Raw genomic sequence first — 23,508 nt, forward strand, 5'->3', positions numbered from 1 at the left:
TTACTAAATAAGTTTAAATAATAGAATAAAATTTAATAACAATATCTTAATTAATAAAGGAGACAAAATATGAGTAGATTTTTAGCACCAATACACACTTGGTTATTTAATAAAGTAAAATTAAGTCAAGACTTAGAAGAACATATTGTAAGGTTACATGAAGATAAATATAAAAAAGATGCCTTAAAAATACAAGAAGAAGCAGTTACTTTATATGGAAAATATTTAGTAAATAAACCATTAGAAGAACTAATAGATGTAGACAATATCCATGGATGGTTACAAGAAAGAATAAAAGAAGTTGAAAGTAGAACTGCATATATAGTGACTAAATATAAAGAGATATATGGAGAGGATAGTGTAGAGCTTACAAAAAATGCATATATCCAACAAGCAACAGAATGTGCAAAAAATGAATTTAATAAAATAGATACACCAGAAAATGTATATGTTTCTTTAAATAACTATATATTAGCGGGTATGCCTTGCGACAGAGCAAGTTCTGTAATAGAAAAAAATGAAGAATATATAAAATACCAAGAAAATAAAGATATTCATAAATCTAATTATGAATTAGGTAAAGGAGATTTAAAATATCTATATAATCTTAGAGAATTATGGATAAAATCATTCGTTGAAAATCTAGGTATTAGATATGCTTATGAAAGTGAAGTTAGTGGAAGTATTAGTGATAATAAAATTATAAAGTTATAGATTAAAAAGTAGTTGAAGAATTTTTGATTTTTCAACTACTTTTTATATGCAGGGAAAGATTATTATGTGAAAACTAAGCATATTTATATAAAAAATTACAAATAGCATAAAATATTAACAAAATAATATTATATAAAAAATAGGTGATAAACTATGATAAAAAGAATATTTTGTGTAATTTTAATTTTATTTTTTATTATTAGCACTGTAGTTTACAGTAATGAACAACCAAAACTAAACAAAAATAATAAAGAAATACTAGAAAATTTATTAAATGAAGATAATATTTTATGGAAAACTGATAGTGATAATGATGGAATAACAGATGCACTTGAAGAAATAATAGGAAGTAATAAATATAAAAAAGATAGTGATGAAGATGGATTAAATGATAAGCTGGAAATTGAACTAAATCTTAATCCTAATAAAAAAGATAGCGATAATAATGGCGTAGAAGATAAAGATGAAGATTTTGATAATGATGGTATAGGTAATGAATATGAATTAAAATATAGAACTAATCCAAAAATAAATGATAAATTTATAACTCCAGAATTTAGAAGTAAAAATGTAAAAGTAAATGGTAAGATGTTACTTGAAAGTTGTAAGTTAAGTTATGAAGGTATAGAAAAAATGAAAGTAGGTAAAACAGTAAAAGATGTATTTGGAAAAAAATATAATCTTTTAAGTGATTTTACTATAATAAGAACTACAGGAAATACTAAAGGTTTTTCTGCTATAGCTTTAAAAAATGGAGATGCTTTAATAATAGCTTATCAAGCTAGTAAAGATTATAAAGATTGGCTAGGTAATTTTCTAACACAATTTATGCCTCATCCTCAAAGAAGTGCTTGTATAGAATTTTTAAACCCAATTATAAATAAAGAAGATAAAATATATATAACAGGTCATTCACTAGGAGGACTTTTAACTCAGTATGCTATATATGAACTTTATAACAATGATTATAAAAATATAAAGGGGATAACTTTTAATTCCGCTAATAATATGAACCCTAACCATATAAAAGGTGAATATGGACCTTTAATACTCAAAAAAAGTTTAGTTGGGTATTATATATCAGCTTATGCAGATATACTCTCAGAAACAGATGAAAAAATTAAAGATAAAAAAGAATTAATTGAGTTTTTTGATAAATCAATAGAAGCAAATGGATTTATAGATATTAATAATAAAAAATGGAAAGATAGTGATTTTTTCAGAGACTATGATAAGTTTATAGAAAATTATATAGTAAAAGGAGATCCTCTATATTCAATAATAAATGGAGGATATCTTGGAAAATATAATATAAAAGATTGTGGATATGAAAACAAAGAAATTATACAAAATGAAGTAGACTTCTCTAATGCACATAGAATAGAAAACTTTGAAAATGATATTAATTTAAGAAAAGTAATAGAAATAAATTAAAATACAAAAGCACCGTATGTAGTTAATAAACCTACTTAGGTGCTTTTTATATATAATTTATAATATGAAAAATCCTGCTGCTATTATAAAGTACACAGAAAGTAATTGAACACCTTCTAGCCAATTACTTTCTCCATCACTAGCAACCCTATTAACAATAAAAACAGCAAAGATAAGAGATACTAATTCAAAAGGGTTAAATACTATGCTCATAGGAGTAAATAATAAGCTTAAAAATATTAAAATTGGAGCGACAAATAGTATTATTTGTAAACTTGACCCAATGGCAATTTCAACTGCTACATCCATTTTATCCTTCATGGCCATAACAATAGCTGTAGAATGTTCTGCTGCATTTCCTATAATAGGTATAAGTATTATACCAACAAAGAATTCACTAAGTCCAAGTGTTTTAGTTAAGGCATCTATACCACTAACTAAAAACTCACTTTCAATAGCTATAAATATAGTAGCTACAGCAAGAACAATAATAGATTTTTTTAATGTCCATTTAGCACTACCTTCATCATCGCTATGGTCTACGGAATATATATCTTTATGAGTAAAGAATGAGAAAACTAAACTTAATATGTATATAATAAACATAATTATTGCAACTACCACGCTAAGGCCTTCATATTTAGTATTTAAAAGAATAGGATCAATAGTATGTGTAAATACAGCAGGTATACAAAGGCCGATAACTGCAAATAAAAGCATACTTGCTGATGTCTCTATAACCTTTTTATTAAAGGTTTGAGTTTTGTATTTTATTCCACCAAGTAGCATACTAGCGCCTAAAACTAATAATATATTCCCAATTACAGAACCTGCGATAGATGATTTTACAACATCAAATAAGCCAGCTTTTAAAGCAAAGAAAGAAATTATAAGCTCTGTTGCATTTCCAAAGGTTGCATTTAAAAAACCTCCTATTTTAGGACCTGTATAAAAAGAAATTTCTTCAGTTGCTTCACCCATAAGACCAGCAAGTGGTATTATCGATAAAGCAGCTAAAATAAACATGAATGTAGGTGGGAAATGCATAAACTCACCTATAAAACTTATAGGTATAAAAATTAATAAGTACTTTAAAATATTCATATATACCTCCAGAGAGTTAAAATATAATTTGATTTATAACTATTATAACATTTATTACCTTAGAATATATAAATAAAAAAGATATAGTTATAGTACGCACTTATTATATAAAATACTCAAATAATTTTTTAATTAAGAAAAATAAAAGGCATCTTTATATAGCCAAGTTTTATAACTAGGTTGCATAAAGATGCCTTCAAGATAGTATACAAAAGAGTACTATGCAGTAAATTCTTCCTCAGAAAGTTCTACTAATCTTTTTGTAAGTATATTTCTTTTTATACCATATTCGTTTTCTTTTTCAAATTGGATTTCAAATCCAAGCTTTAAAACCGTATTTAAGCTAAATATATTTTCTTTAGCTATAGCAGTTATTATAAAATCTTTACCTCTAAGTAAAGATTCTTCTATTCTAGTTTCCATAAGTATTCTGTGAAGAGCATTTCCTCGATAAATAGGGTCTACCATCACATATCCAGATACATAGCTAGAATTAATATCACAATCATCTAGCCCTAGTTCGTAAAGATAATCTAAGTAATCACCACTAGGAGCTTCACAAAGAGCTGAAGCAACTAAAGTTTCTTCAACATAACAACCAATTATAAATCCACCTTTATCTAAAACATCCATCAAATAAAGCTCATCACGAGACTTTAACCAATTTTTATTATCTAGAGCATCACTCACCCTATTGTATAAATTAGCAACATCATTAAAGTTAGATGCTGTTATATAACATACATCAGCATATAAGTTTTCACATAGTTCTCCATTAAATTTAGATAACTTTACTCTTTTTATCATAATAGACACCATTTGTTCACATAAGTTCGCTAGGCTTATGCAGTTTCTTAAAAAACTTCTCATACTTTCATATGAGAGCAGACTATTTCTTCACCCTCGACATTACTCGTTAGGGGCAACCTACTTCCACTATCAATCGCTTATAGTGTACGAGATAAATCTCTAGTCGTTGAAGGTTTCCCTATTCGGGACTTCCCTGCAAGAACATCCATTGTTTTGGTACTTAGGGTTTAACCATATACCATCCTAAGACTTCTTTCTACTTTCGTTCCTTCACGCTTAAAGCTATTCGCTTTTACGTTGTGGCACTTAGGCTTTAGGAATTACCTGCAATTCAGGTTGTACCATATGCAGATTTCTCTACATACGAGGCTAAGCTTACCTCTTTTCTTATTTTAAAAATACAAATATTATTAGATGGATTTCAATTTAATATTCATTGATAATTTATTATAACATAATACTTAAAAAAGTATATTAAAAATTATATTTTTTTATAAAAAAATTTAAATATTAAATGAAATTTCAAAAATACCACAATGATTCAAATTTTAAAATTAAAATTAAAGTTGAATCAATTTGAAACCTTAGTTATATATAGGAATATAAAATACTTAAGAGGAGAAAATAATAAAGACAACAAATTAAGGAGAAAAATATGACTACTAAAATAACCAAAATAAATATTGTACTTATACTAGTTATAGTATCGCTTTTTAATTTGGGTATGAAAAAAAATGAAATTATAAAAGACCCTAAGATATTTAAAAATATATATATAGAAGATATAAATGTAGAAGACTTAACTACAAAGCAAGCTGAAGATAAAATAAATGAATATTACCATCCTAAAGATATAAATATAAGGTACAATCAAAAAACATGGGTAATAAATAAAGATATAATAAAATTAAATTATAATGTAGATAAAGCAGTAAAATTAGCAAAAGATTATACAAGAACTGAGGACAATTTATTAAACCTAAGAAGAATATTTGATTTAGCTATAAAAAAACAACATAAAATAAAGCTAAAAGCATCATATGATGAAGCTAAACTTAGTGAAGTAATAGAATCTATAAAAAAAGAAATAAATAAAAATGAGGTAAATGCTACTGTAAGTATAAGTGAAAGTTCACAAATAAAAACAACTGAATCAAAAGATGGATTAGAAGTGGATATTTCTAAGTTAAAAGAAGAAATATATGAAATTATAAAAGAAAAAGAAATAAAAGATATATACCTTCCTGTTAAAGTAATAAAGCCAAAAATTAATACATCAGATGTAAAAAGTATAAATGCTATATTAGGCCAATACAGTACTAGCTTTAATGACAAAAGTTCAAGAGGAAACAATATATATACATCAGGAAAGAGTACAAGTGATATAGTTATAATGCCAAATGAGACCTTCTCATATAATACGGCTACAGGACCTAGAACTTGGTCTAATGGGTATAAAAGTGCAAAAGTTATAGTAGGAGGTAAATATGTAAACGGAGAAGGTGGAGGAGTTTGTCAAGTTTCAACTACAATATATAATGCCGCTCTTATATCTAATATGGAGATAGTAGAAGTACATAATCACACTTATCCATCTAGATATGCACCTAAAGGAAAAGATGCAGCAGTTTCCTATGGTTATATAGATTTTAAGTTTAAAAATCCATATAGTCATCCAATTTATATAAAAAATATAATAAAAAATGGAGCTATAACAACCAAAATATATGGATGTGATAAAGATAAAAAGAAGTTATATATAAGAACTGATGAAAAGCATGAAGAAGAAAAAATATATGTAAATACTTATAGAGTATATTTAGATAATAACAATCAAAAAGAGCGAGAAGAATTAGTAGCTAAAAGTATATATAAAATAAAAAACCAGTAAAAATAATTACTGGTTTTTTGCATGAAATTAAAATGTTTTTTCATTTTAAAATTTAATTAAGTGTATAAAAAAATATACGGTTAATTTACTTAAGATTTAAAAAATAAAAAATATTATTAAAATTTATGATTTCACTTAAAAATGTAAAAAAAAATGTATAATATAGTAAGAAAACTAATTATAATCCTAATATTGCGTTTCTTTTTATAATATTTAGAAATATAACTATATTTCTAAATATTATAAAAAATAATTTTTTGATGGTATATTCTGTTTATATAATGAAATATAAGGGTATATAAAAAATACAATAGTATATAAGGATGCAATAATTAAAATTAACTAAAAATTAAGATAAATTAAAAATCTTGGAGGTATTGTTGTTATGAGAAAGTTTGTATGCACAGTTTGTGGTTATGTTTATGAAGGTGAAAATTTGCCTATATCTTGTCCAGTGTGCAATGTAGGAAGTGAAAAGTTTGAAGAAATGAATAGTAATTTAATATGGGCTGATGAACATAGAATAGGTATAGCTAAAGGGATAGATGAAGAAATACTAGAAGGGCTTAGAGCTAATTTTGTTGGAGAATGTACTGAAGTTGGAATGTATATAGCAATGAGTCGTCAAGCAGATAGAGAGGGATATCCAGAAATTGCAGAAGCTTATTTAAGAATAGCTTATGAAGAAGCTGAACATGCAGCAAAATTTGCTGAACTTTTAGGGGAAGTTGTTGTTGCAGATACTAAGTCTAACTTAGAGGCAAGGATTGAAGCTGAATATGGTGCAACAGATGGAAAGCTAAAGCTTGCAAAAAAAGCAAAGCAATTAGGATTAGATGCAATACATGATACTGTTCATGAAATGTGTAAAGATGAAGCAAGACATGGTAAAGCATTTTTAGGATTATTAAAAAGACATTTTAGCAATAAATAGTAAGTAAGGCTATCTTTAAAAGGTAGTCTTTTTTACGCTCAAGGAAATTATAATACTTAAAAAACTGTGGGTAACTATTGAGGTTTAAGTAATACCAATCAGTTTGGAGAGCGTAAAAAAGAAATTTTGAGCAACGGACGAAGTCGTTGGCGACATAAAGTGTAGCGCCCATGCAGTGGCTTAAGCGAAGCGAATTTTTTATGTATAAGAAAATTGTATAATTTTTAAAAGTGATATAAATAAGAAGAATTAAAATGAAATAAAATTTTAATGAAAAATTTAAATAAAAGTTATTTTTAAAAAATTTAAGTCATATTATAAATAATGGAATATAGATTAAAAACTTTTAAGTATCACAAAACTTGTCACAAATAGTTTATAAAAAATAGTAGAACAATAACTATAAATATATATTAAAATTTAAAGGCTATATTAATACAAAGAAAATATAAAAGGAGAATCTAAATGCATTCACAAACTGAACTAGGAGTAAAACATGTCAATTCTTTATTATTTAAGTATTCAGTACCAGCAATTATAGGAATGCTTGTTAATGCTTTATATAATGTGATAGATAGAATGTTTATAGGAAAAATTCCTGAAGTTGGACCACTTGCTATAACAGGACTTGGAATAACTATGCCAATAGCTACTATAATACTTGCATTTGGAATGTTAATAGGTATTGGAACAACTACTAATATATCTATAAAACTTGGTCAAAAGAAAAAATATGAAGCAGAGATACTTTTAGGAAATGCAGTAACATTATCCTTAATAATAGGTATTATATTAACTATAATAGGTATTATATTCAGTGAAGATATTCTTATACTATTTGGTGCTAGTGAAAATACTTTAATATACGCAAAAACTTATATAGATATAATACTTGTAGGAAGTGTAGTTAACTTGCTTTCTTTTTCACTATATCATTCTATAAGAGCAGATGGAAATCCTAGGATATCATCAGGAATCATGATTCTAGGATGCATATTAAATGCAAGTTTAGATTATTTATTTATATTTATTTTTAATTTGGGAATACAAGGAGCGGCTCTAGCTACTATAATAGCGCAATGTGTAACGGCGATACTTACTATTTTCTATTATTTATCTAAAAAATCTAATTTAAAAATTAGGAAAAATAATTTAATATTAAGAAAAAATTTGGTAATCAGTATATTTGCTATAGGTATGTCGCCATTTTTTATGCAACTAGCTGCAAGCTTAGTTCAAGTTATATCTAATAATGCATTAAGAACTTATGGAGGAGATTTAGCTATTGGTGCAATGACCACAATTTCTTCAATAGCTATGATATTTTTAATGCCTATATTTGGACTTAACCAAGGTGCACAACCTATAATTGGATACAACTATGGAGCTAAAAAATACAGTAGAGTCAAAAAAGCATACTTAATGTCTTTGAGTGTAGCAACAATTATATTATTTATAGGTACATTTTTTATACAAATGTATCCAAAATTTTTTATTGGATTATTTAATAAAGATGAAGAACTTATGAAAATATCCATACAAGGAATTAGAATTTATTTGTTTATGATGCCAATCGTTGGTATATCAATAACTGGAAGTAATTTTATACAGTCTATAGGTAAAGCTAAAGTTGCTATGTTATTAAGCTTACTTAGACAAGTAATACTTTTAATACCATTTATATTAATACTTCCACAATTTTTTGGACTCAATGGAGTATGGTTATCTCAAGCTTTAGCAGATTTAATATCTACTATACTTACTATAATAGTCCTATACAAAGAATTAAGAAGTTATAAGATATTAAATGATGAAGGAGAAGACATATTAAAAACTGAGTTAGAAGAATACGCATTAGAAAAAGAAAATGATAAGGATGAAAAGTAGCTTATATTAGCTACTTTTTTAATAGAAAGAAAATTATAATTTTTTCATTAGATATATAATTTGAAATATTTAATCTTTTATTGAAATATATGACAAATAGATTAATCTACACAAAAAATCGACAAAAAGTGCTAAAATATTATGATGAAAGTAATATTTATAAAAAGGTGGTGTAAGATGAAAATACTTATTGTAGGAAGAGTTAATTCTCTAATAAAATCAATAGCACATAGATTTTATAAAGAGGGAAATAAAGTGTTTATTTTAAGTGATGATGAACTAAAAGAACCATATTATAAAAATTATAAATTAGAGTTATTAAATTATAAATACGATTATATATTCAAAAATACACACTTTGATAAAGTTATATATATAAATCATAATATCGAGAGTAATATACTACTAAACATTTTAGAGTTATCTAAAACTTATAAAACTTCCCAAATTATAATGGTAAATCTAAAGAATAAAAGTAAAGAACATATACTTTGTGAGAATATTTTTAGAGAATTTAAAAAATTATATGACATAAGTATGCCTATTTTATACATAGATAGAGTATATGGTGAGGTAGATTTAAAAGAAAAAGAAGATATAGTATTAAACATAATTAAAGATATAGCAAATAATAAAAATAAGAATTATGATAATATCTTAAAAAATGGATATATTCATTATTTAGATGTGGCAGAAGCTACATACCTATTATCTAAGTATAATATCAATAAAGAATATTATATTTGTGGGTATGAATTAGCTAGCGATGAAGATATATATAATTTAGTATTAAGCATTATAAAAAATAAAGGTATTTATATATTAGAAAAAATAAATACTAAAGGACTTAAAGAATTTAAAGAAGATACTAACTTTTATATAAAATTTAGTTTAAGTAAAGAGATAATAGCTATATACAATAAGTATATAAACGAATCTAATAGTACTGAAAAAATAAAAGCAATTAAAAAAAATAAAAAACAAAATGAATTTATAAAAGTAACTAAGCCCTATGTAGAAAACATAGTTATATTTTTGATTGTATGCTTTATATCATCATTTTTATCTAAGAATAATTCAATATTTACTGTAATAGACTTAAAAATTATATATATAATTGTAATAGGTATGATGCATGGAATGAAGCAATCTGTAATAGCATCTATATTATCTTGTTTATTATTAATATCAAACCAATTATCACAAGGAATATCTATTATATCAATATTTGTACTTAGTCAATCTTTAGTTCAAATGTTAATGTATGTATTGCTAGGAATATATATAGGATATGCTAGTGACTTTAAGAACAATCAAATAAAAGAATTAAAAAGAATAAATGAAGAAAAAGATAGTAAATATGAATTTTTAGAAGATATATACAACTCAACATACGAAGAAAAAAGAGAGCTAGAAGAAAAAGTTATAAGCTCTAAGGATAGTTTTGGTAAGATATATTCTTATGTAAAAGAGCTAGATAGTTTAAAGCCTCAATATATATTAAGATCATCTATAGATATTATGGAAGAGTTTTTAGAAAATAATAATATATCTATATATACTTTAAATAATGATTACTTAAGGCTTAATGTAAAATCTAATAATAAGGATTTTAACCCACTAAAAAGTATCAAAATAGATGATTTATACGAAGCTAAAGATAAACTATTAAATAAAGAAATGTATATAAATAAAAACTTAAATCCAAAGTTACCTTCTATGGTAGCACCAATAGTAAAAGATAATAAAATAATAAGTATTATAATTGTAGATAAAATCAAGTTTTCGAAGATGAATTTATACTATCAAAATCTATTTAAAGTTATAGTAAGTTTAATTGAGACATCTATAATAAAAGCTTATAATTATGAAGAAGCAACTAAAAAAGAAAGATATATAGATGATACTATCTTTTTAAGAAAAGAGTATCTAAAAAGTGCCTTAAAAGTATGTGAGATATCTAAGAAAGAGAAAAAGTCAGACTATACACTTTTAAAAGTTAATATGTTAAATAATATTAACTTTTTATCTAAAGAAATATCTAAATGCATAAGAAGTACTGATTTAGCTGGAGTATATAATAATTATGTATACATAATACTTAACAACACTAATGAAGAAGAAAGTAGTGTAGTAGTAGACAGATTAATGGGTAAAAATCTAACAGTAAAAATAGTAGATGGAGTAGATGAAGATGATTAAAATATATGTCATTAATTTTTTAATAGGTCTATTTATACTACTACTTATGAAAATTTTTAGAGTGAAAAATGCTTACACCAATTTCTTACTAATTATAGCTATTCCTTTTTTAGGTATTATATATATATTGTTTATCTATTTATTTAAATTTTTTATTAAAAGTGAAAATGGACAGTATTTGATAGATAAAGAAAATGAGTATGATAGAAATATAAGTTTGCTTATTAGAGAAGCAGAGCTTAAAAATAAAAAAGACTTAATACCAATAGAAGATGCACTAAATTTAAATGATCATACTATAAAAAGAAATCTAGTTATAGAAATGCTAAAAGAAGATTCATATAAATATCTAGAATTTTTATTAAAAGCACTTAAAGATGAAGATAGTGAGACATCTCACTATGCAGCAACGGCTATAACACAACTTAAAAGTAAGCTTACAGTCGCTATACAAGATATGGAAGTTAATTATTATAAAAATTCTAAGAATAAAGAAATAAGTAAAGAGTATATAAAAGCTCTCAAAGAATGTATAGAGAGTAATTTAATAGATGAAAAAGAAAGAAAAAGATTAATTTATACCTATAAATTAGCATTAGAGAACTATCTAAGAGATATAGAAGAAGATGAAATTTACTTAAATGAACTAATAAAAATATATATAGACATTAAAAATTATGATAAAGCTATAGTATATTCTTATAACTATATGAAAAAATTTGTACGAAGTTATAAACCATATATGTTTTTATTAGAAGTTTACTATACACTTAACGATAAAAAGAATTTTGAAAAGGTTATAAAATCATTAAGAGAATCTGATATTAAATTAGATAAAGAAGGATTAGATATACTAAGATTTTGGATAGAAGGTGATGATAATGTTTAGAAAAAGATTTATAATAACTTTTACATCTATAATTTTAGTTTTAGGTTTTTTAATATCTCTTATGAAAAATAACTATATATTTGATAAAATTCAAAATACAAAAACCACAAACTTAGATAAAAAAGTATATACATCAAAAGAATATGAAAGTGCTATTAAAAAATACGATGAAAAGTTTTTAATATTAAGTGATGAAAGTAAAGAATCCAAAAAGATCGAAAGTAATTTTAATGAGATTATAAAATCTATGGATAAGTCTATAATAAATGAAAATATTAAAAATTTTAAAGGTGATATAAAAGGATACAAAGCAGTTATAATAAACTCTGAAAGATTACAAGAGTTTAGTTACTTAGACGAACTTATAAATTATTCTAAATCAGGAGGAAATTTAATATTTGCACAAAGACCATTGATTAGTGATAATGTAAAAAAATATTCAAGTGACTTAGGAATAGAAAGTATTAACGAGTTAGTAGAAGCAGAGAGTATGTATGTTAAATCTAATATACTTATAAAAGGTAACGGACTTAAAAGAACTGAAGATACAGAAAATAGTTCTTTAGATGTTAAATTAAAAAAAGGTGTTAAGGTTCATATAAATGCTGATAATAATATTCCTCTACTTTGGGAGGAAAAACTAGGCAGTGGTAAAATAATATTTTCAAATGGACAGTTTTTAGGTGAAAAGTCTAATCGAGGTATATTAACAGGAATACTTTATAGAACTGGAGATGAATTTATATATCCTATTATAAATTCTAAGGTTTTAGATATAGATGATTTCCCGGCTCCAATGCCTAATGGAAGTTCGGATATAGTTTATAAATATTATCATGTTAATGATGAAAAATTTTTTGTTAATATATGGTGGCCAGATATTGTTAAAATGTGTGAAAAATATAATGCAGTTCCAACAGGTTTTTTAATATATAACTATGAAGATGTAACTAATAATATAGAAAATTTTAATGGAAATGCATATTCTAAAAATCTAGTAACTTTAGGTAGAAATCTGCTAAAGGTTGGCGGAGAAATAGGTATACATGGATTTAATCATCAGCCGCTTACTACTAATAAATACTTAGTAGGTAAAGAACTTGGATATAAGCCATGGAAAAGCTATGATGAAATGTTAAAGGCACAGATAGCTTTAAATAAATTTATACATAATATATATCCAAATTATGTAATAAGAGGATATGTACCGCCATCTAATATTATAACAGAAGAAGGTATAAAAGCTTTGAAAAAAGGTATACCAAGTATTAATGTTATATCATCTTTATATGTAGTAGGTAATGATGAACTAGCTTACGAACAAGAATTTTCAAAAGGAAAAGATGGAATATATAATTTCCCTAGATATAGTTCAGGTTATGATTTTGAGGAATTTGAAAAATGGATGATATACAATGGTATAACTATAAATGGAGTATTTTCTCACTTTATACATCCAGATGACATATTAGATCCAGAAAGAAATCATGGTATGAGTTGGGAAGAACTTAAAAAGGACTTTGAAAAAATTATGGAGATAGTTTATAAAGACTTTAGATGGTTAGAAGTAGATACTATATCTCAAGGGGTAGAATCCTTAGACACATATTTAAAAACTAAAAGTGTATTTTCTTTTGAAGAAAATACTATAAAAGGATATTCAAAAGATACCTCAAAGAATGATTATTATATACTTAGAAGTGATAAAGATATAATAAAAACTAAAGGATGTAGTTATAAAAAAATAGATGAAGATATTTACCTTATACATTCAACTAATACTGATTTTAGTATAACAACAGGAGGTAAATAATATGAGGATATGTTTAATAGCAGAAGGAAGCTACCCATATGTAACAGGTGGAGTTTCAAGCTGGATTCAAATGCTAGTTAGTAGTATGAAAGAAATTGAATTTGTAATATATGCAATAAGCGCTAAAAATGATGAAAGTCTTACATATAAATATGAAATACCAGATAATGTGATAGAAATTAAAGATATATACTTAGATATAGAAGATAATAAAAAAGCTAAAAGTAAAGTAAAAGTTAATCTTACAGATATAGAAAAAGAAGTTATAGGTAAGTTTATAGTAGGTGAATACTTTAACTGGAGTGATTTATTTGACTGTATAAATAGATTTAAAAATATAAATACAGTAGATATATTAATGAGTGAAGACTTTTTTGACGTAGTAAGCGATATAGCAAGTAAATATTATCCACATATAATATTTAATCATTTTTTCTGGACTATAAGGTCTATGATGATGACTGTATTTGAAGTTTTGAAAAGTGATATACCAAAATGTGATATATATCATAGTGTATCTACTGGATATGCAGGGTTAATTGGAGCTTTAGGAAAATACTATAATAAAGGTTCTAGGTTTATATTAACAGAACATGGAATATATACAAGAGAAAGGGAAGAAGAGATAATAAAGGCAGATTGGGTTAAAGGTTACTTTAAAGATAACTGGATAAGGTATTTTTACAATTTATCAAGAGCTGCATATACTTACAGTGATGAGGTCTATAGTTTATTTGAAAAAAATAAAAAGCTTCAAATAGAATTAGGATGTGATGGGAATAAGATAAAAGTTGTTCCAAATGGTGTAAAGCTTGATAGATTTAAAAATATAGATACTAAAAAAGATGATGAAAGTATTATATATATAGGTGCTATAGTAAGGGTAGTACCTATAAAGGATGTAAAAACTATAATACAAGCCTTTGTAAATGCAAATGAAGAAATGAAAAATATGAAACTATACATTATAGGTCCTATGGATGAGGATGAAGACTATACCAAAGAGTGTATAGATTTAGTTGAATCGTTAGGTAATAAAAATATAGTATTTACAGGAAGAGTAGATATATCAAAATATATAGGTAAAATGGACATGTTACTTCTTGGAAGTATAAGTGAAGGTCAGCCACTATCAGTACTTGAAGGTATGGCAGCTAAAAAGCCTTATATAACTACAGATGTAGGAGCATGTAGGGAACTTTTATATGGAAATAATGATAACATAGGACACTGTGGGGTAGTAGTACCTGTTATGGGTTATTCTCAAATGGCAAATGAAATAGTAAATCTAGCAAAAGATGATAATTTAAGAAAAGAAATGGGTGAAAATGGATATAAAAGAGTATCAACTTTTTATACACAAGATCAATTTATACAAAACTATAGAAAAATATATGGAGAAATATAGATATGGCAGGAATTGGATTTGAACTTAAAAAGATAATAGATAAAGATGGATACTTTTCAAAAACTAGAACTTACTTTATGTCTTCATTAATAACCATAGGTCCAATGATTATCTCAATATTGTCATTTTTAATTATGCAAGGTATATTAAAAAAAGTCGGAGAAACCTACTTAAATATACAATTGTTTAGCGCTATAATAATATATGCATTTTTTATATCATATATATTATCTAATGGTATAAGTATGTTTATATCAAGATTTGTTTCAGATTGTATATATGAAAGAAAGATAGGATATATATTTGAGTCTTTAATAGGAAGTATAATTATATACAGTATAAGTGCGTTAATAATAACATCATTATTATTTATAAGTTCAACTTTAGATATATATATAAAGTTGGCAACAGTTATGATAACTATAACAATAGGAATAATATGGATAGAAGTAGTATATCTATCAGCTGTAAAAGATTATTTAAAAATAGTTTTAGGGTTTGTAATAGGTATGTTAATTATAACTTTAGGAACTATATTTGGGATAAAGTTTATAAATATGCCTAAGTTATACATAGCGCTTTTAGCCACTTTAATAGGATATATATTTATATCTATAATGTTTATAGGAATACTTTATAAAGCATTTGGATTTAATAGTTTAAAATTATCAAGATGTATGAAGTTTATGGAGAGTCTAGACAAGTATTATGAACTATTTTTAACTGGGATATTTTTAGCAATAGGTGCATATTCTCATAACCTTATAATTTGGATGACAGATAGCGCTACAGTAGTTGACAATACTTTTAGAGTAGCTTCATTTTATGATGTTCCAAGTTTTTATGCTTTTTTAAGTGTTATACCAGCAGTTGTAATATTTACTGTAAAAGTTGAAACTTTAATATATCCAAAGTATAAAGAATTTTATAACTTTGTAAGAGATACTGGAAGTATAAATGAAATAAAAAGAGCTAAAAAAGAATTGATAGATTGTGTAGTAATGCATATGACTCATATGATAGAGGTACAGTTTATAGCAAGCTTTGCATGTATAGTATTAGGGTTTAAGCTACTTCCATATATGGGCTTTTTAAGTGATTCTATTGAAATATTTGGGATATTAACACTAGGAGCATTAGCATATATATGTATGAATTTTTTAATTATAATGTTGCTTTATTTTGATGCAAGAAGTGAAAGTTTAAAAATAGCAACAGTATTTTTAATAACTACAATAGTATTATCAATAATTACTGAATTTATTGGGAAAGAATTTTATGGATATGGATTTTTCTTTTCTAGTATAATATCCATGGTATTTGCTTTTAATGAAATAAATAAATTCTTTAATAGGATAGAATACCATATATTTGCAGACCAACCAATGTTTAATATAAAGAAAAAGGGCATATTTAGTAGTATATATGGTCTATTTAATAAAAATAAAGTAGTATAAATAAAATAACCTATAAAGTGGGTAACATAAAGAATCCACTTTATAGGTTATTTTTATAAATATATATTATCTAAGTTTTAATATATTACTTAACAGTTATTTCACCTAATTTAAAGTAATTAGGTATTATCTCATTATCATTAGCAAATTTTATGCTAGGTTTATTATTAGATGGATCTAATATAGATAAAGCTATATTATAATTTCCACTAGATATATGTGAAGGTAGTTTTATAGATGTAGTAAAGTTTATATTTCCAGGTAACCAAGTTGTGATATCTTCATCAATATTTAAACTATAAGTGATATTATTATTTTTGTCTATTAATGAAATATTCACAGGCCATTTATAATAAAAAGGAGCTACACCTTCATTTTTTATATTAATATCAAGTTTAAGGTTATCATTAGGATTTAGGTTATTATTAAATTTTACAGTATCTATAACATATCTATACCCTAAAGTTTTTAATACTTTATCAAAATTATATTGAAATTTACTTTTTCTATCAGCAGGACAGTTAGGTCCTATATAGGTTATATGAGTGTCTTGTATTTGCTTTATAGTATTATCTATAGAAAAATCTTTTAAAAAGTTCATTCCTGAGTTACCACTTGCAAATTCACCACCAGAAGGTGAATTTTTCCAAAAATCTATCATAGAAGGTTGATTAACCTTTGTTAACCAATCTATATATCCATTATTTACCCAAGATAAAAATTCCTTTGTAGAATGTTTATTACCAAGCATATCATTAAATAACCCCATATTATTATCTTTAGCTACTTTAAAAGGTCTTCTCATTAATAGTTTTTTATTAGTAAAGTATTTTACATAATGAGAAGCATAAATATTGGCTACTTCTTGGCTAGGAAATGGTATGAAAAAATCATTTGCCTGATAGGTATGCCATTCTCCCCAATGTCCTATACTACCTAGAGCTACAAATGCTATTTGTGAAGAATTATTATATCTATTTGCTAAAACTTTTATAGCTTCTTCATGATATTTAATCAGGGTTTTATTTTCATAGTTTGGGCTAAATCCACTACCATAAGATATATTATACCAAGTACCATCCTTACCTATTTCCTTATACAACCAGTAAGGGATATACATTTTGTTTTCACTGTTAGGTAAATCCATAACTAGCCTTATTATTATTTTTACATCTTTACTTTTCCAATAGTCAAAGTTATATTTCTTTTCTATATAATCAAAATTGTATACTCCTTTTTTAGGTTCTAGTTCACTAAAATATATATTTGCATAAACTAGTTTATGTGGCTGGGTATAGCCTGTATATTGTGCATCAGGTGCCCATCCCATCAAAGGATTGTTTAAAACTTCATCTGACTTAGGTGGAGTATATGTATTTTTAGGAGTAGTTTTACAAGATACAGCAGTAGTAGATATAAGTATAAGTGATAATGATGCTAAAAGTGCTTTTAGTCGAATGTTCATAATTTCCTCCAAATATTAAGTTATATAGCTTATTATACCTAATATTTAGTAATTTTAGGAACATAAAAATAAAAGCTAAATAACTATAAATATAAAATATGTTGAAGTTTGTTAAAAAAAATACTATGATTAAATTAGAAGTACTTATAATATAAAGCCATGGAGGTTTTAATCTATAATAGATTTGTCTTTATGGCTTTTTGTATTAAAATTAATTTTTTACATGCAAGGAAATTATATTAAGCGTAAACCTGTTGATAACTCATGAAAATAAGATATATCAAGAGGTTTGAAAATGTAAAAAATGACATTTTGAGCAACGGACAAAGTCGTTGGCGAAATGAAGTGTAGCGCCCACGCAGTGGCTTAAGCGAAGCGAATTTTTTATTTATCAGAGGTGGAGTATGGAGAATTTAGAGTATTGGAAAAAGGAATGGATTAGAGTAGGTAAAGAATATATTTTAAACAAAAACACAGAAGATAAGAACATAAAGGTTTGGGATGAATCTTCAAAAAATTATGATGAAACAGTTTGTAACAATAGAGTTAAGGATGTTATTAAAAATCTAAAACTAAAGGGATATATTAATGAAAATAGCCAGGTATTAGATATTGGTTGTGGTACAGGCTCATATTCTATAGAATTAAGTAAAATATGCAAAAAAGTATATGCACTTGATTATTCAGATTGTATGCTTAATGTTCTAATAGAAAAGATAAAAAGCAATAATATAAATAATATAGAAATTATTAAAGCTAATTGGAATGATATAGACTTAAACAAAGAAAATATGTATAAAAAATTTGATTTAGTAATAAGTAGTTTAAATCCAGGGTGTTATAATCCAAATAGTTTATTGAAAATAAATGAAGCTTCAAATAAAAGTTGTTGTTATATAGCAACAGATGGAAAGTCAAAAGATGATGTTTTAGAAAAGGCAGATGAATTTATATTAGGAAAAAAGCTAGAATTTTGTGGAGTAAGTGATATTATATATCCATTTAATATATTATATTTTAGTGGGTATAGACCGAGTATTTTTTATATAGGTACTACTTGGAAATATAAAACGAGTTATGAAGGTTCAGTAAATAAATTAAAAAATAGATATAAAGAGTACTTAGATAAACATGAAACTATAGGAAAAATAAAAGAATTTGTTAATAGAGAAATTAAAGATGGTACATTTTATCATGAAAGAAAAGTAAATTTAGGGGTTATTACCTGGGATATTATATAAAAGAAAAATTAAATATCTATATTATTTATAAAATAAATATCTAAATAATAATTACAAAGTTTGGTATAATAGTAAATTTTAATTAGAAATAAAAAAATTAGGAAAAAAATATAAAAAAAACTAATAATATGTTTATGATGATATTTTACGGGTATCTATAAATTATCAACAAGAAAGTTGAACTTACATAAAATATTAGTCAGGAGATGTTAAAGATGACATTTAAAGCAGAAGTAAAACATATTGAAGAAGAATTAAAAAAAGATGCTGAAGGTTTAAAATATGAACATGAAAGCAGAAAAGAGTTTAAAGAAGAAAAACACGAAGCACATAAATTTGCAAAAGAATTAAAGCATCAAATGAAAGAAGAAGATAAAGAAGCAAGAAAAGAAGCAAAAGAAATAATAAGAGAAGTTAAAAAAGAAGAAAAAGAACTAGTAAAAGAAGTAAACAAAGAATTAAAAGATGAGCTATTATAATTAAATGAATAATATATATTGAGCAACCTCATATTGAAGTTGCTCATTTTTTAGTATTAAGAATTATTTATGTTAGCAAAATCCTGGATTTTTATTTATATATGATAAGTTTATATTATTTTACTTTCATTAATTAGGTATATTTTATTAAATCAAGATAATTAATAAAAAATTATAATTTCGTAAAAAAGGTAATAAATATAAAGTTTTAAAGGAAATTTATAAAAATATAAAGAATATATATAAAAACTTATTAAAAAGTTTTAGTTATTAATATTAGATAATATGTAAATAATTAAGTCATATAAAATTAAGAGGTGATAATATGAGCCATATAAGTGCTAAAAATGCTTATAAAAGCTTAGAAGAAAGATTAAATAAATTTCCGCAAGGGGTACCACCATCTAAAACACTTTATGACATATTAAAGGTACTATTTACAGAAAGGGAAGCAACTTTAGTAGCTCAACTTCCAATAAGGCCGTTTAGAGTAAAAACAGCAGCTAAAATATGGAGTGTAAGCGATAGTGAAGCTTTAAAAATTTTAGACTCACTTGCTGCAAAGGCAATACTTTTAGATCTAGAAGATGATAAAGGTAAAAAATATATTCTGCCACCTCCTATGGCAGGTTTTTTTGAGTTTGCACTAATGAGAACAAGAAATGATATAGACCAAAAACTTTTAGGGGAACTTTACTATCAATATATGAATGTAGAAGAAGATTTTATAAAAGATTTGTTTTACTCGGCAGAAACTAAATTAGGAAGAGTTTATGTACAAGAAGAAGTTTTAACTAATGATGATGAAATAACTATACTTGATTATGAAAGAGCGACACATATAATAGAAACTGCAAGCCATATAGGGGTTAGTATGTGTTATTGTAGACATAAAATGGAACATGTAGGAAAGGCTTGTGATGCTCCTATGGATATATGTATGACCTTTAATAATACTGCAAATTCTTTAATTAAAAATAATTTTGCAAGAAGAATAGATGTATCAGAGTGTAAGGAATTACTTCACCAAGCTTATGAAAGTAACTTAGTACAATGTGGAGAAAATGTACAAAAAGGAGTAAATTTTATATGTAATTGTTGTGGATGCTGCTGTGAAGCATTAGTTGCAGCAAGAGAATATGGAAGTTTACAACCAGTAGCTACTAGTAGCTTTATACCGTATATAGATTATGATGAATGCATAAATTGTAAAAAATGCTTAAATACTTGTCCTATATATTCAATAATTGAGGTTAAAGATAAAGATAAAACTACTATAAAAATAGATGAGGATATATGTCTAGGATGTGGAGTGTGTGCAAGAAGTTGTCCAAAAAAATGTATACATCTAAAAAAGCGAAAAGAAAAAATAATAACTCCAGCATCATCAGCTCATAGAGTAGTACTTATGGCTATTGAAAAAGGACAATTACAAAATTTAATATTTGACAAAGGAGCACTTCATAGTCACAGAGCTATGGCTTCAATACTTTCTAGTATACTTAAACTTTCTCCTATACATAAAGCTATGGCAAGTGATCAGATGAAATCTATATATTTAGATAGGTTACTTAGAGTAAAAAAATAAAACTTATACTTAGTAACCTTAAGGTTATTACTTAAAATAAAAGAAAAAATAGATATAATTATTATATAAATAAAAGGGTAAGGGGATAAGGTAAATGCAAAAATCAAAAGTATATTTTACTAATTTAAGAACAGACCAAAATACAAGTTTACTTATGAAATTAGAAAATCTTATAAAAAAAGCAGGGATAGAAAACATTGACTTTAAGGGGAGATTTAGTGCTATAAAAATTCATTTTGGAGAACCAGGAAATCTTGCATATCTAAGACCAAACTATTCTAAGGTAGTTGTAGATTTAATAAAGAAAAATGGAGGAAAGCCATTTTTAACAGACTGTAATACTTTATATGTAGGAAGAAGAAAAAATGCACTAGAACATTTAGATGCAGCATATGAAAATGGATACAATCCATTTACAACAGGATGTCATATAATAATAGGTGATGGGCTTAAAGGAACAGATGAAGTTAATGTTAAAATAGATAAAGAGTACATAAAAGAGGCAAAAATAGGTCAGGCAATAATGGATGCTGATATAATAATATCTATGAATCACTTTAAAGGTCATGAATCAACAGGATTTGGTGGTGCACTTAAAAATATAGGTATGGGGTGTGGCTCTCGAGCAGGTAAAATGGAAATGCACTGTAGTGGTAAGCCTAAAATTAAAGAAATAAAATGTGTATCTTGTGGTGCCTGTAAAAAAGTATGTGCACATGATGCTATTAGTTTTAATGAAAGCAAAAAGGCAGTTATAAATCATGATAAATGTGTAGGATGTGGCAGGTGTATAGGAAATTGTAATTTTGATGCAGTAGGTACTACAACATTTGAAGCTAATGATATATTAAATAAAAAGATAGCAGAGTATACTTATGCAGTACTTAAAGATAGACCACATTTTCATATAAGTTTTGTAATAGATGTAAGTCCTAATTGTGATTGTCATTTTGAAAATGATTTAGCAATAATACCTGATGTAGGTATATTTGCATCATTTGACCCAGTAGCACTTGATATGGCTTGTGTAGATATGGCAAACAAGCAAGGTGTAATAAATGGAAGCTATCTAGATGAGAAAAAACATAATACACATGATCATTTTATAAATACACACCCTGAAACTAATTGGGAAGTATGTGTTGATCATAGTGTAAGTCTTGGTATAGGAAATAAAGAATATGAATTAATAGAAGTATAAAACAATAAACTAGCTTAAAGTCTATACTAGGTTTGAGCTAGTTTTTTATTTTATTAATTCTTATATATACAAAATAAATGATAAAATTAAATATTTTAATATAATTATATAAAAAACTATTTACTCTAACATAATGTTATAGAATAGAATTTCATTAGGAGGTGTAAAAATGTATAAAATAAGTGAAGTATCAAAATTAACAGGCATAAGTGTAAGAATGTTACACCACTATGATAGTATAGGACTTTTAAGCCCAAAAAGAGAAAATGAGTCTAACTATAGATATTACAGTGAAGAAGATATATTAAGACTTTATCAAATACTAGTATTTAAGGAATTAGACTTTAAATTAAGCGAAATAAAAAAGATATTAGATGATAAAAATTTTGATATAGAAAATGCCTTAAGGGTACAAAGAAAACTTATAATGAAAAAGAAAGAAAGGCTAGAAAATATAATAGATTCTATTGATGAAACAATAAAAAATTTAGGAGAGAATAATATGAGTAAAAAGAATTTTAATGCTTTTAGTTATGATGATATAAAAAAGCATGAAGAAAAGTACAAAGAAGAGACAGAAAGAAGATATAAAGATAGTGATGCTTATAAAGAAAGTAAGGAAAAGACATCAAAGTATTCAAAAGAAGACTGGGAAAAAATAAGTGAAGAAGCTAATAATATATATATTGAACTAGCAAATTTAATGGATAAAAATCCAGATGATGAAGAAGTTCAAGTATTAGTACAAAAATGGAGAGATCATATAAGCAATAATTACTATAACTGTACGGTAGAAATATTTAGAGGATTAGCCCTTATGTATGTAGCAGATGAAAGATTTACTAAAAACATAGATAAGCATAAAGAAGGACTTGCTAAATTTTTAAGTGATGCTATGAATGTTTATTGTAATAATAAAGAGAAATGATAATTAAAAATTACTAAAAATATTAATATATAAAATATTTATTGACAAATAATGTATAAATAT

Annotated in this window: 18 protein-coding genes; 15 read left to right on the top strand and 3 right to left on the bottom strand. The window is 25.4% G+C overall.

What is annotated here, in order from left to right; genetic code table 11:
* Window positions 1-69: 69 nt before the first annotated feature.
* Entirely contained in the window at window positions 70-714 is a 645-nt protein-coding gene (locus I4U89_RS03545) for a hypothetical protein (RefSeq protein WP_195938391.1), read from the top strand.
* A gap of 153 nt (window positions 715-867) precedes the next feature.
* Window positions 868-2,148 (top strand): alpha/beta hydrolase, encoded by a 1,281-nt coding sequence (locus I4U89_RS03550; protein WP_195938393.1) that lies wholly within the window; start codon window positions 868-870, stop codon window positions 2,146-2,148.
* A gap of 57 nt (window positions 2,149-2,205) precedes the next feature.
* Here I4U89_RS03550 and cax read toward each other — a convergent pair whose 3' ends face one another.
* Entirely contained in the window at window positions 2,206-3,252 is a 1,047-nt protein-coding gene (gene cax, locus I4U89_RS03555; protein WP_195938395.1) for a calcium/proton exchanger, read from the bottom strand.
* A 219-nt stretch (window positions 3,253-3,471) separates the two neighbouring features.
* Window positions 3,472-4,059, bottom strand: a complete 588-nt coding sequence (locus I4U89_RS03560) for a hypothetical protein (protein ID WP_195938397.1) — start codon at window positions 4,057-4,059, stop codon at window positions 3,472-3,474.
* Window positions 4,060-4,717: 658 nt separating this feature from the next.
* Between I4U89_RS03560 and I4U89_RS03565 the strand changes: the two genes are divergently transcribed.
* The 8 genes from I4U89_RS03565 (at window position 4,718) to pelG (ending at window position 16,543) form a co-directional block, all read left to right on the top strand.
* Window positions 4,718-5,953, top strand: coding sequence for a VanW family protein (locus I4U89_RS03565; protein ID WP_195938399.1), 1,236 nt, complete (start codon window positions 4,718-4,720; stop codon window positions 5,951-5,953).
* Window positions 5,954-6,338: 385 nt separating this feature from the next.
* The gene (locus I4U89_RS03570) at window positions 6,339-6,887 is read left to right on the top strand and encodes a ferritin family protein (protein ID WP_195938401.1); all 549 of its coding nucleotides are present in this window, start codon (window positions 6,339-6,341) and stop codon (window positions 6,885-6,887) included.
* Between the two features lie 465 nt (window positions 6,888-7,352).
* Entirely contained in the window at window positions 7,353-8,774 is a 1,422-nt protein-coding gene (locus I4U89_RS03575) for an MATE family efflux transporter (protein WP_195938403.1), read from the top strand.
* A 177-nt stretch (window positions 8,775-8,951) separates the two neighbouring features.
* Window positions 8,952-10,976 carry an NAD(P)-dependent oxidoreductase gene (locus I4U89_RS03580; protein WP_195938405.1) on the top strand — a complete coding sequence of 675 codons (2,025 nt, stop codon included), beginning with the start codon at window positions 8,952-8,954 and terminating at the stop codon, window positions 10,974-10,976.
* A 178-nt stretch (window positions 10,977-11,154) separates the two neighbouring features.
* On the top strand, window positions 11,155-11,865 hold the full coding sequence (locus I4U89_RS03585; RefSeq protein ID WP_195938407.1) for a hypothetical protein: 711 nt from the start codon (window positions 11,155-11,157) through the stop codon (window positions 11,863-11,865).
* Window positions 11,858-13,678 carry a DUF2194 domain-containing protein gene (locus tag I4U89_RS03590; protein ID WP_195938409.1) on the top strand — a complete coding sequence of 607 codons (1,821 nt, stop codon included), beginning with the start codon at window positions 11,858-11,860 and terminating at the stop codon, window positions 13,676-13,678. Before I4U89_RS03585 ends, I4U89_RS03590 begins: the two co-directional genes overlap by 8 nt.
* A 1-nt stretch (window position 13,679) precedes the next feature.
* Window positions 13,680-15,086 (top strand): GT4 family glycosyltransferase PelF, encoded by a 1,407-nt coding sequence (gene pelF / locus I4U89_RS03595; protein WP_195938411.1) that lies wholly within the window; start codon window positions 13,680-13,682, stop codon window positions 15,084-15,086.
* A gap of 2 nt (window positions 15,087-15,088) precedes the next feature.
* Complete coding sequence (pelG, locus tag I4U89_RS03600) at window positions 15,089-16,543, top strand: exopolysaccharide Pel transporter PelG (RefSeq protein ID WP_195938413.1); 1,455 nt, start codon at window positions 15,089-15,091, stop codon at window positions 16,541-16,543.
* Window positions 16,544-16,628: 85 nt separating this feature from the next.
* On the opposite strand, the gene I4U89_RS03605 is transcribed toward pelG, so the two are convergent.
* Window positions 16,629-18,008: a DUF4832 domain-containing protein gene (locus I4U89_RS03605; RefSeq protein ID WP_195938415.1), complete on the bottom strand. Its 1,380-nt coding sequence runs from the start codon at window positions 18,006-18,008 to the stop codon at window positions 16,629-16,631.
* A 404-nt stretch (window positions 18,009-18,412) separates the two neighbouring features.
* On the opposite strand from I4U89_RS03605, the gene I4U89_RS03610 reads away from it, so the two are divergent.
* From I4U89_RS03610 to I4U89_RS03630, 5 genes are all read left to right on the top strand, one after another.
* The gene (locus tag I4U89_RS03610) at window positions 18,413-19,249 is read left to right on the top strand and encodes a methyltransferase domain-containing protein (protein ID WP_195938417.1); all 837 of its coding nucleotides are present in this window, start codon (window positions 18,413-18,415) and stop codon (window positions 19,247-19,249) included.
* 215 nt (window positions 19,250-19,464) lie between these two features.
* Window positions 19,465-19,728, top strand: a complete 264-nt coding sequence (locus I4U89_RS03615; protein WP_195938419.1) for a hypothetical protein — start codon at window positions 19,465-19,467, stop codon at window positions 19,726-19,728.
* A 325-nt stretch (window positions 19,729-20,053) separates the two neighbouring features.
* Window positions 20,054-21,316 carry a 4Fe-4S dicluster domain-containing protein gene (locus I4U89_RS03620; RefSeq protein WP_195938421.1) on the top strand — a complete coding sequence of 421 codons (1,263 nt, stop codon included), beginning with the start codon at window positions 20,054-20,056 and terminating at the stop codon, window positions 21,314-21,316.
* 94 nt (window positions 21,317-21,410) lie between these two features.
* On the top strand, window positions 21,411-22,517 hold the full coding sequence (locus tag I4U89_RS03625; protein ID WP_195938423.1) for a DUF362 domain-containing protein: 1,107 nt from the start codon (window positions 21,411-21,413) through the stop codon (window positions 22,515-22,517).
* 169 nt (window positions 22,518-22,686) lie between these two features.
* Window positions 22,687-23,445, top strand: a complete 759-nt coding sequence (locus I4U89_RS03630) for a MerR family transcriptional regulator (protein WP_195938425.1) — start codon at window positions 22,687-22,689, stop codon at window positions 23,443-23,445.
* The last annotated feature ends 63 nt before the right edge of the window (window positions 23,446-23,508 follow it).

This window comes from Romboutsia sp. 1001713B170131_170501_G6 (assembly GCF_015668195.1).
Taxonomy (GTDB): domain Bacteria; phylum Bacillota; class Clostridia; order Peptostreptococcales; family Peptostreptococcaceae; genus Romboutsia_C.

Excerpts from the sequence above, each read along its gene's own strand:
- I4U89_RS03545 (WP_195938391.1), top strand. The coding sequence starts at position 70 with ATGAGTAGATTTTTAGCACCAATACACACTTGGTTATTTAATAAAGTA.
- I4U89_RS03550 (WP_195938393.1), top strand. The coding sequence starts at position 868 with ATGATAAAAAGAATATTTTGTGTAATTTTAATTTTATTTTTTATTATT.
- cax (WP_195938395.1), bottom strand. The coding sequence starts at position 3,252 with ATGAATATTTTAAAGTACTTATTAATTTTTATACCTATAAGTTTTATA.
- I4U89_RS03560 (WP_195938397.1), bottom strand. The coding sequence starts at position 4,059 with ATGATAAAAAGAGTAAAGTTATCTAAATTTAATGGAGAACTATGTGAA.
- I4U89_RS03565 (WP_195938399.1), top strand. The coding sequence starts at position 4,718 with ATGACTACTAAAATAACCAAAATAAATATTGTACTTATACTAGTTATA.
- I4U89_RS03570 (WP_195938401.1), top strand. The coding sequence starts at position 6,339 with ATGAGAAAGTTTGTATGCACAGTTTGTGGTTATGTTTATGAAGGTGAA.
- I4U89_RS03575 (WP_195938403.1), top strand. The coding sequence starts at position 7,353 with ATGCATTCACAAACTGAACTAGGAGTAAAACATGTCAATTCTTTATTA.
- I4U89_RS03580 (WP_195938405.1), top strand. The coding sequence starts at position 8,952 with ATGAAAATACTTATTGTAGGAAGAGTTAATTCTCTAATAAAATCAATA.
- I4U89_RS03590 (WP_195938409.1), top strand. The coding sequence starts at position 11,858 with ATGTTTAGAAAAAGATTTATAATAACTTTTACATCTATAATTTTAGTT.
- pelF (WP_195938411.1), top strand. The coding sequence starts at position 13,680 with ATGAGGATATGTTTAATAGCAGAAGGAAGCTACCCATATGTAACAGGT.
- pelG (WP_195938413.1), top strand. The coding sequence starts at position 15,089 with ATGGCAGGAATTGGATTTGAACTTAAAAAGATAATAGATAAAGATGGA.
- I4U89_RS03605 (WP_195938415.1), bottom strand. The coding sequence starts at position 18,008 with ATGAACATTCGACTAAAAGCACTTTTAGCATCATTATCACTTATACTT.
- I4U89_RS03610 (WP_195938417.1), top strand. The coding sequence starts at position 18,413 with ATGGAGAATTTAGAGTATTGGAAAAAGGAATGGATTAGAGTAGGTAAA.
- I4U89_RS03615 (WP_195938419.1), top strand. The coding sequence starts at position 19,465 with ATGACATTTAAAGCAGAAGTAAAACATATTGAAGAAGAATTAAAAAAA.
- I4U89_RS03620 (WP_195938421.1), top strand. The coding sequence starts at position 20,054 with ATGAGCCATATAAGTGCTAAAAATGCTTATAAAAGCTTAGAAGAAAGA.
- I4U89_RS03625 (WP_195938423.1), top strand. The coding sequence starts at position 21,411 with ATGCAAAAATCAAAAGTATATTTTACTAATTTAAGAACAGACCAAAAT.
- I4U89_RS03630 (WP_195938425.1), top strand. The coding sequence starts at position 22,687 with ATGTATAAAATAAGTGAAGTATCAAAATTAACAGGCATAAGTGTAAGA.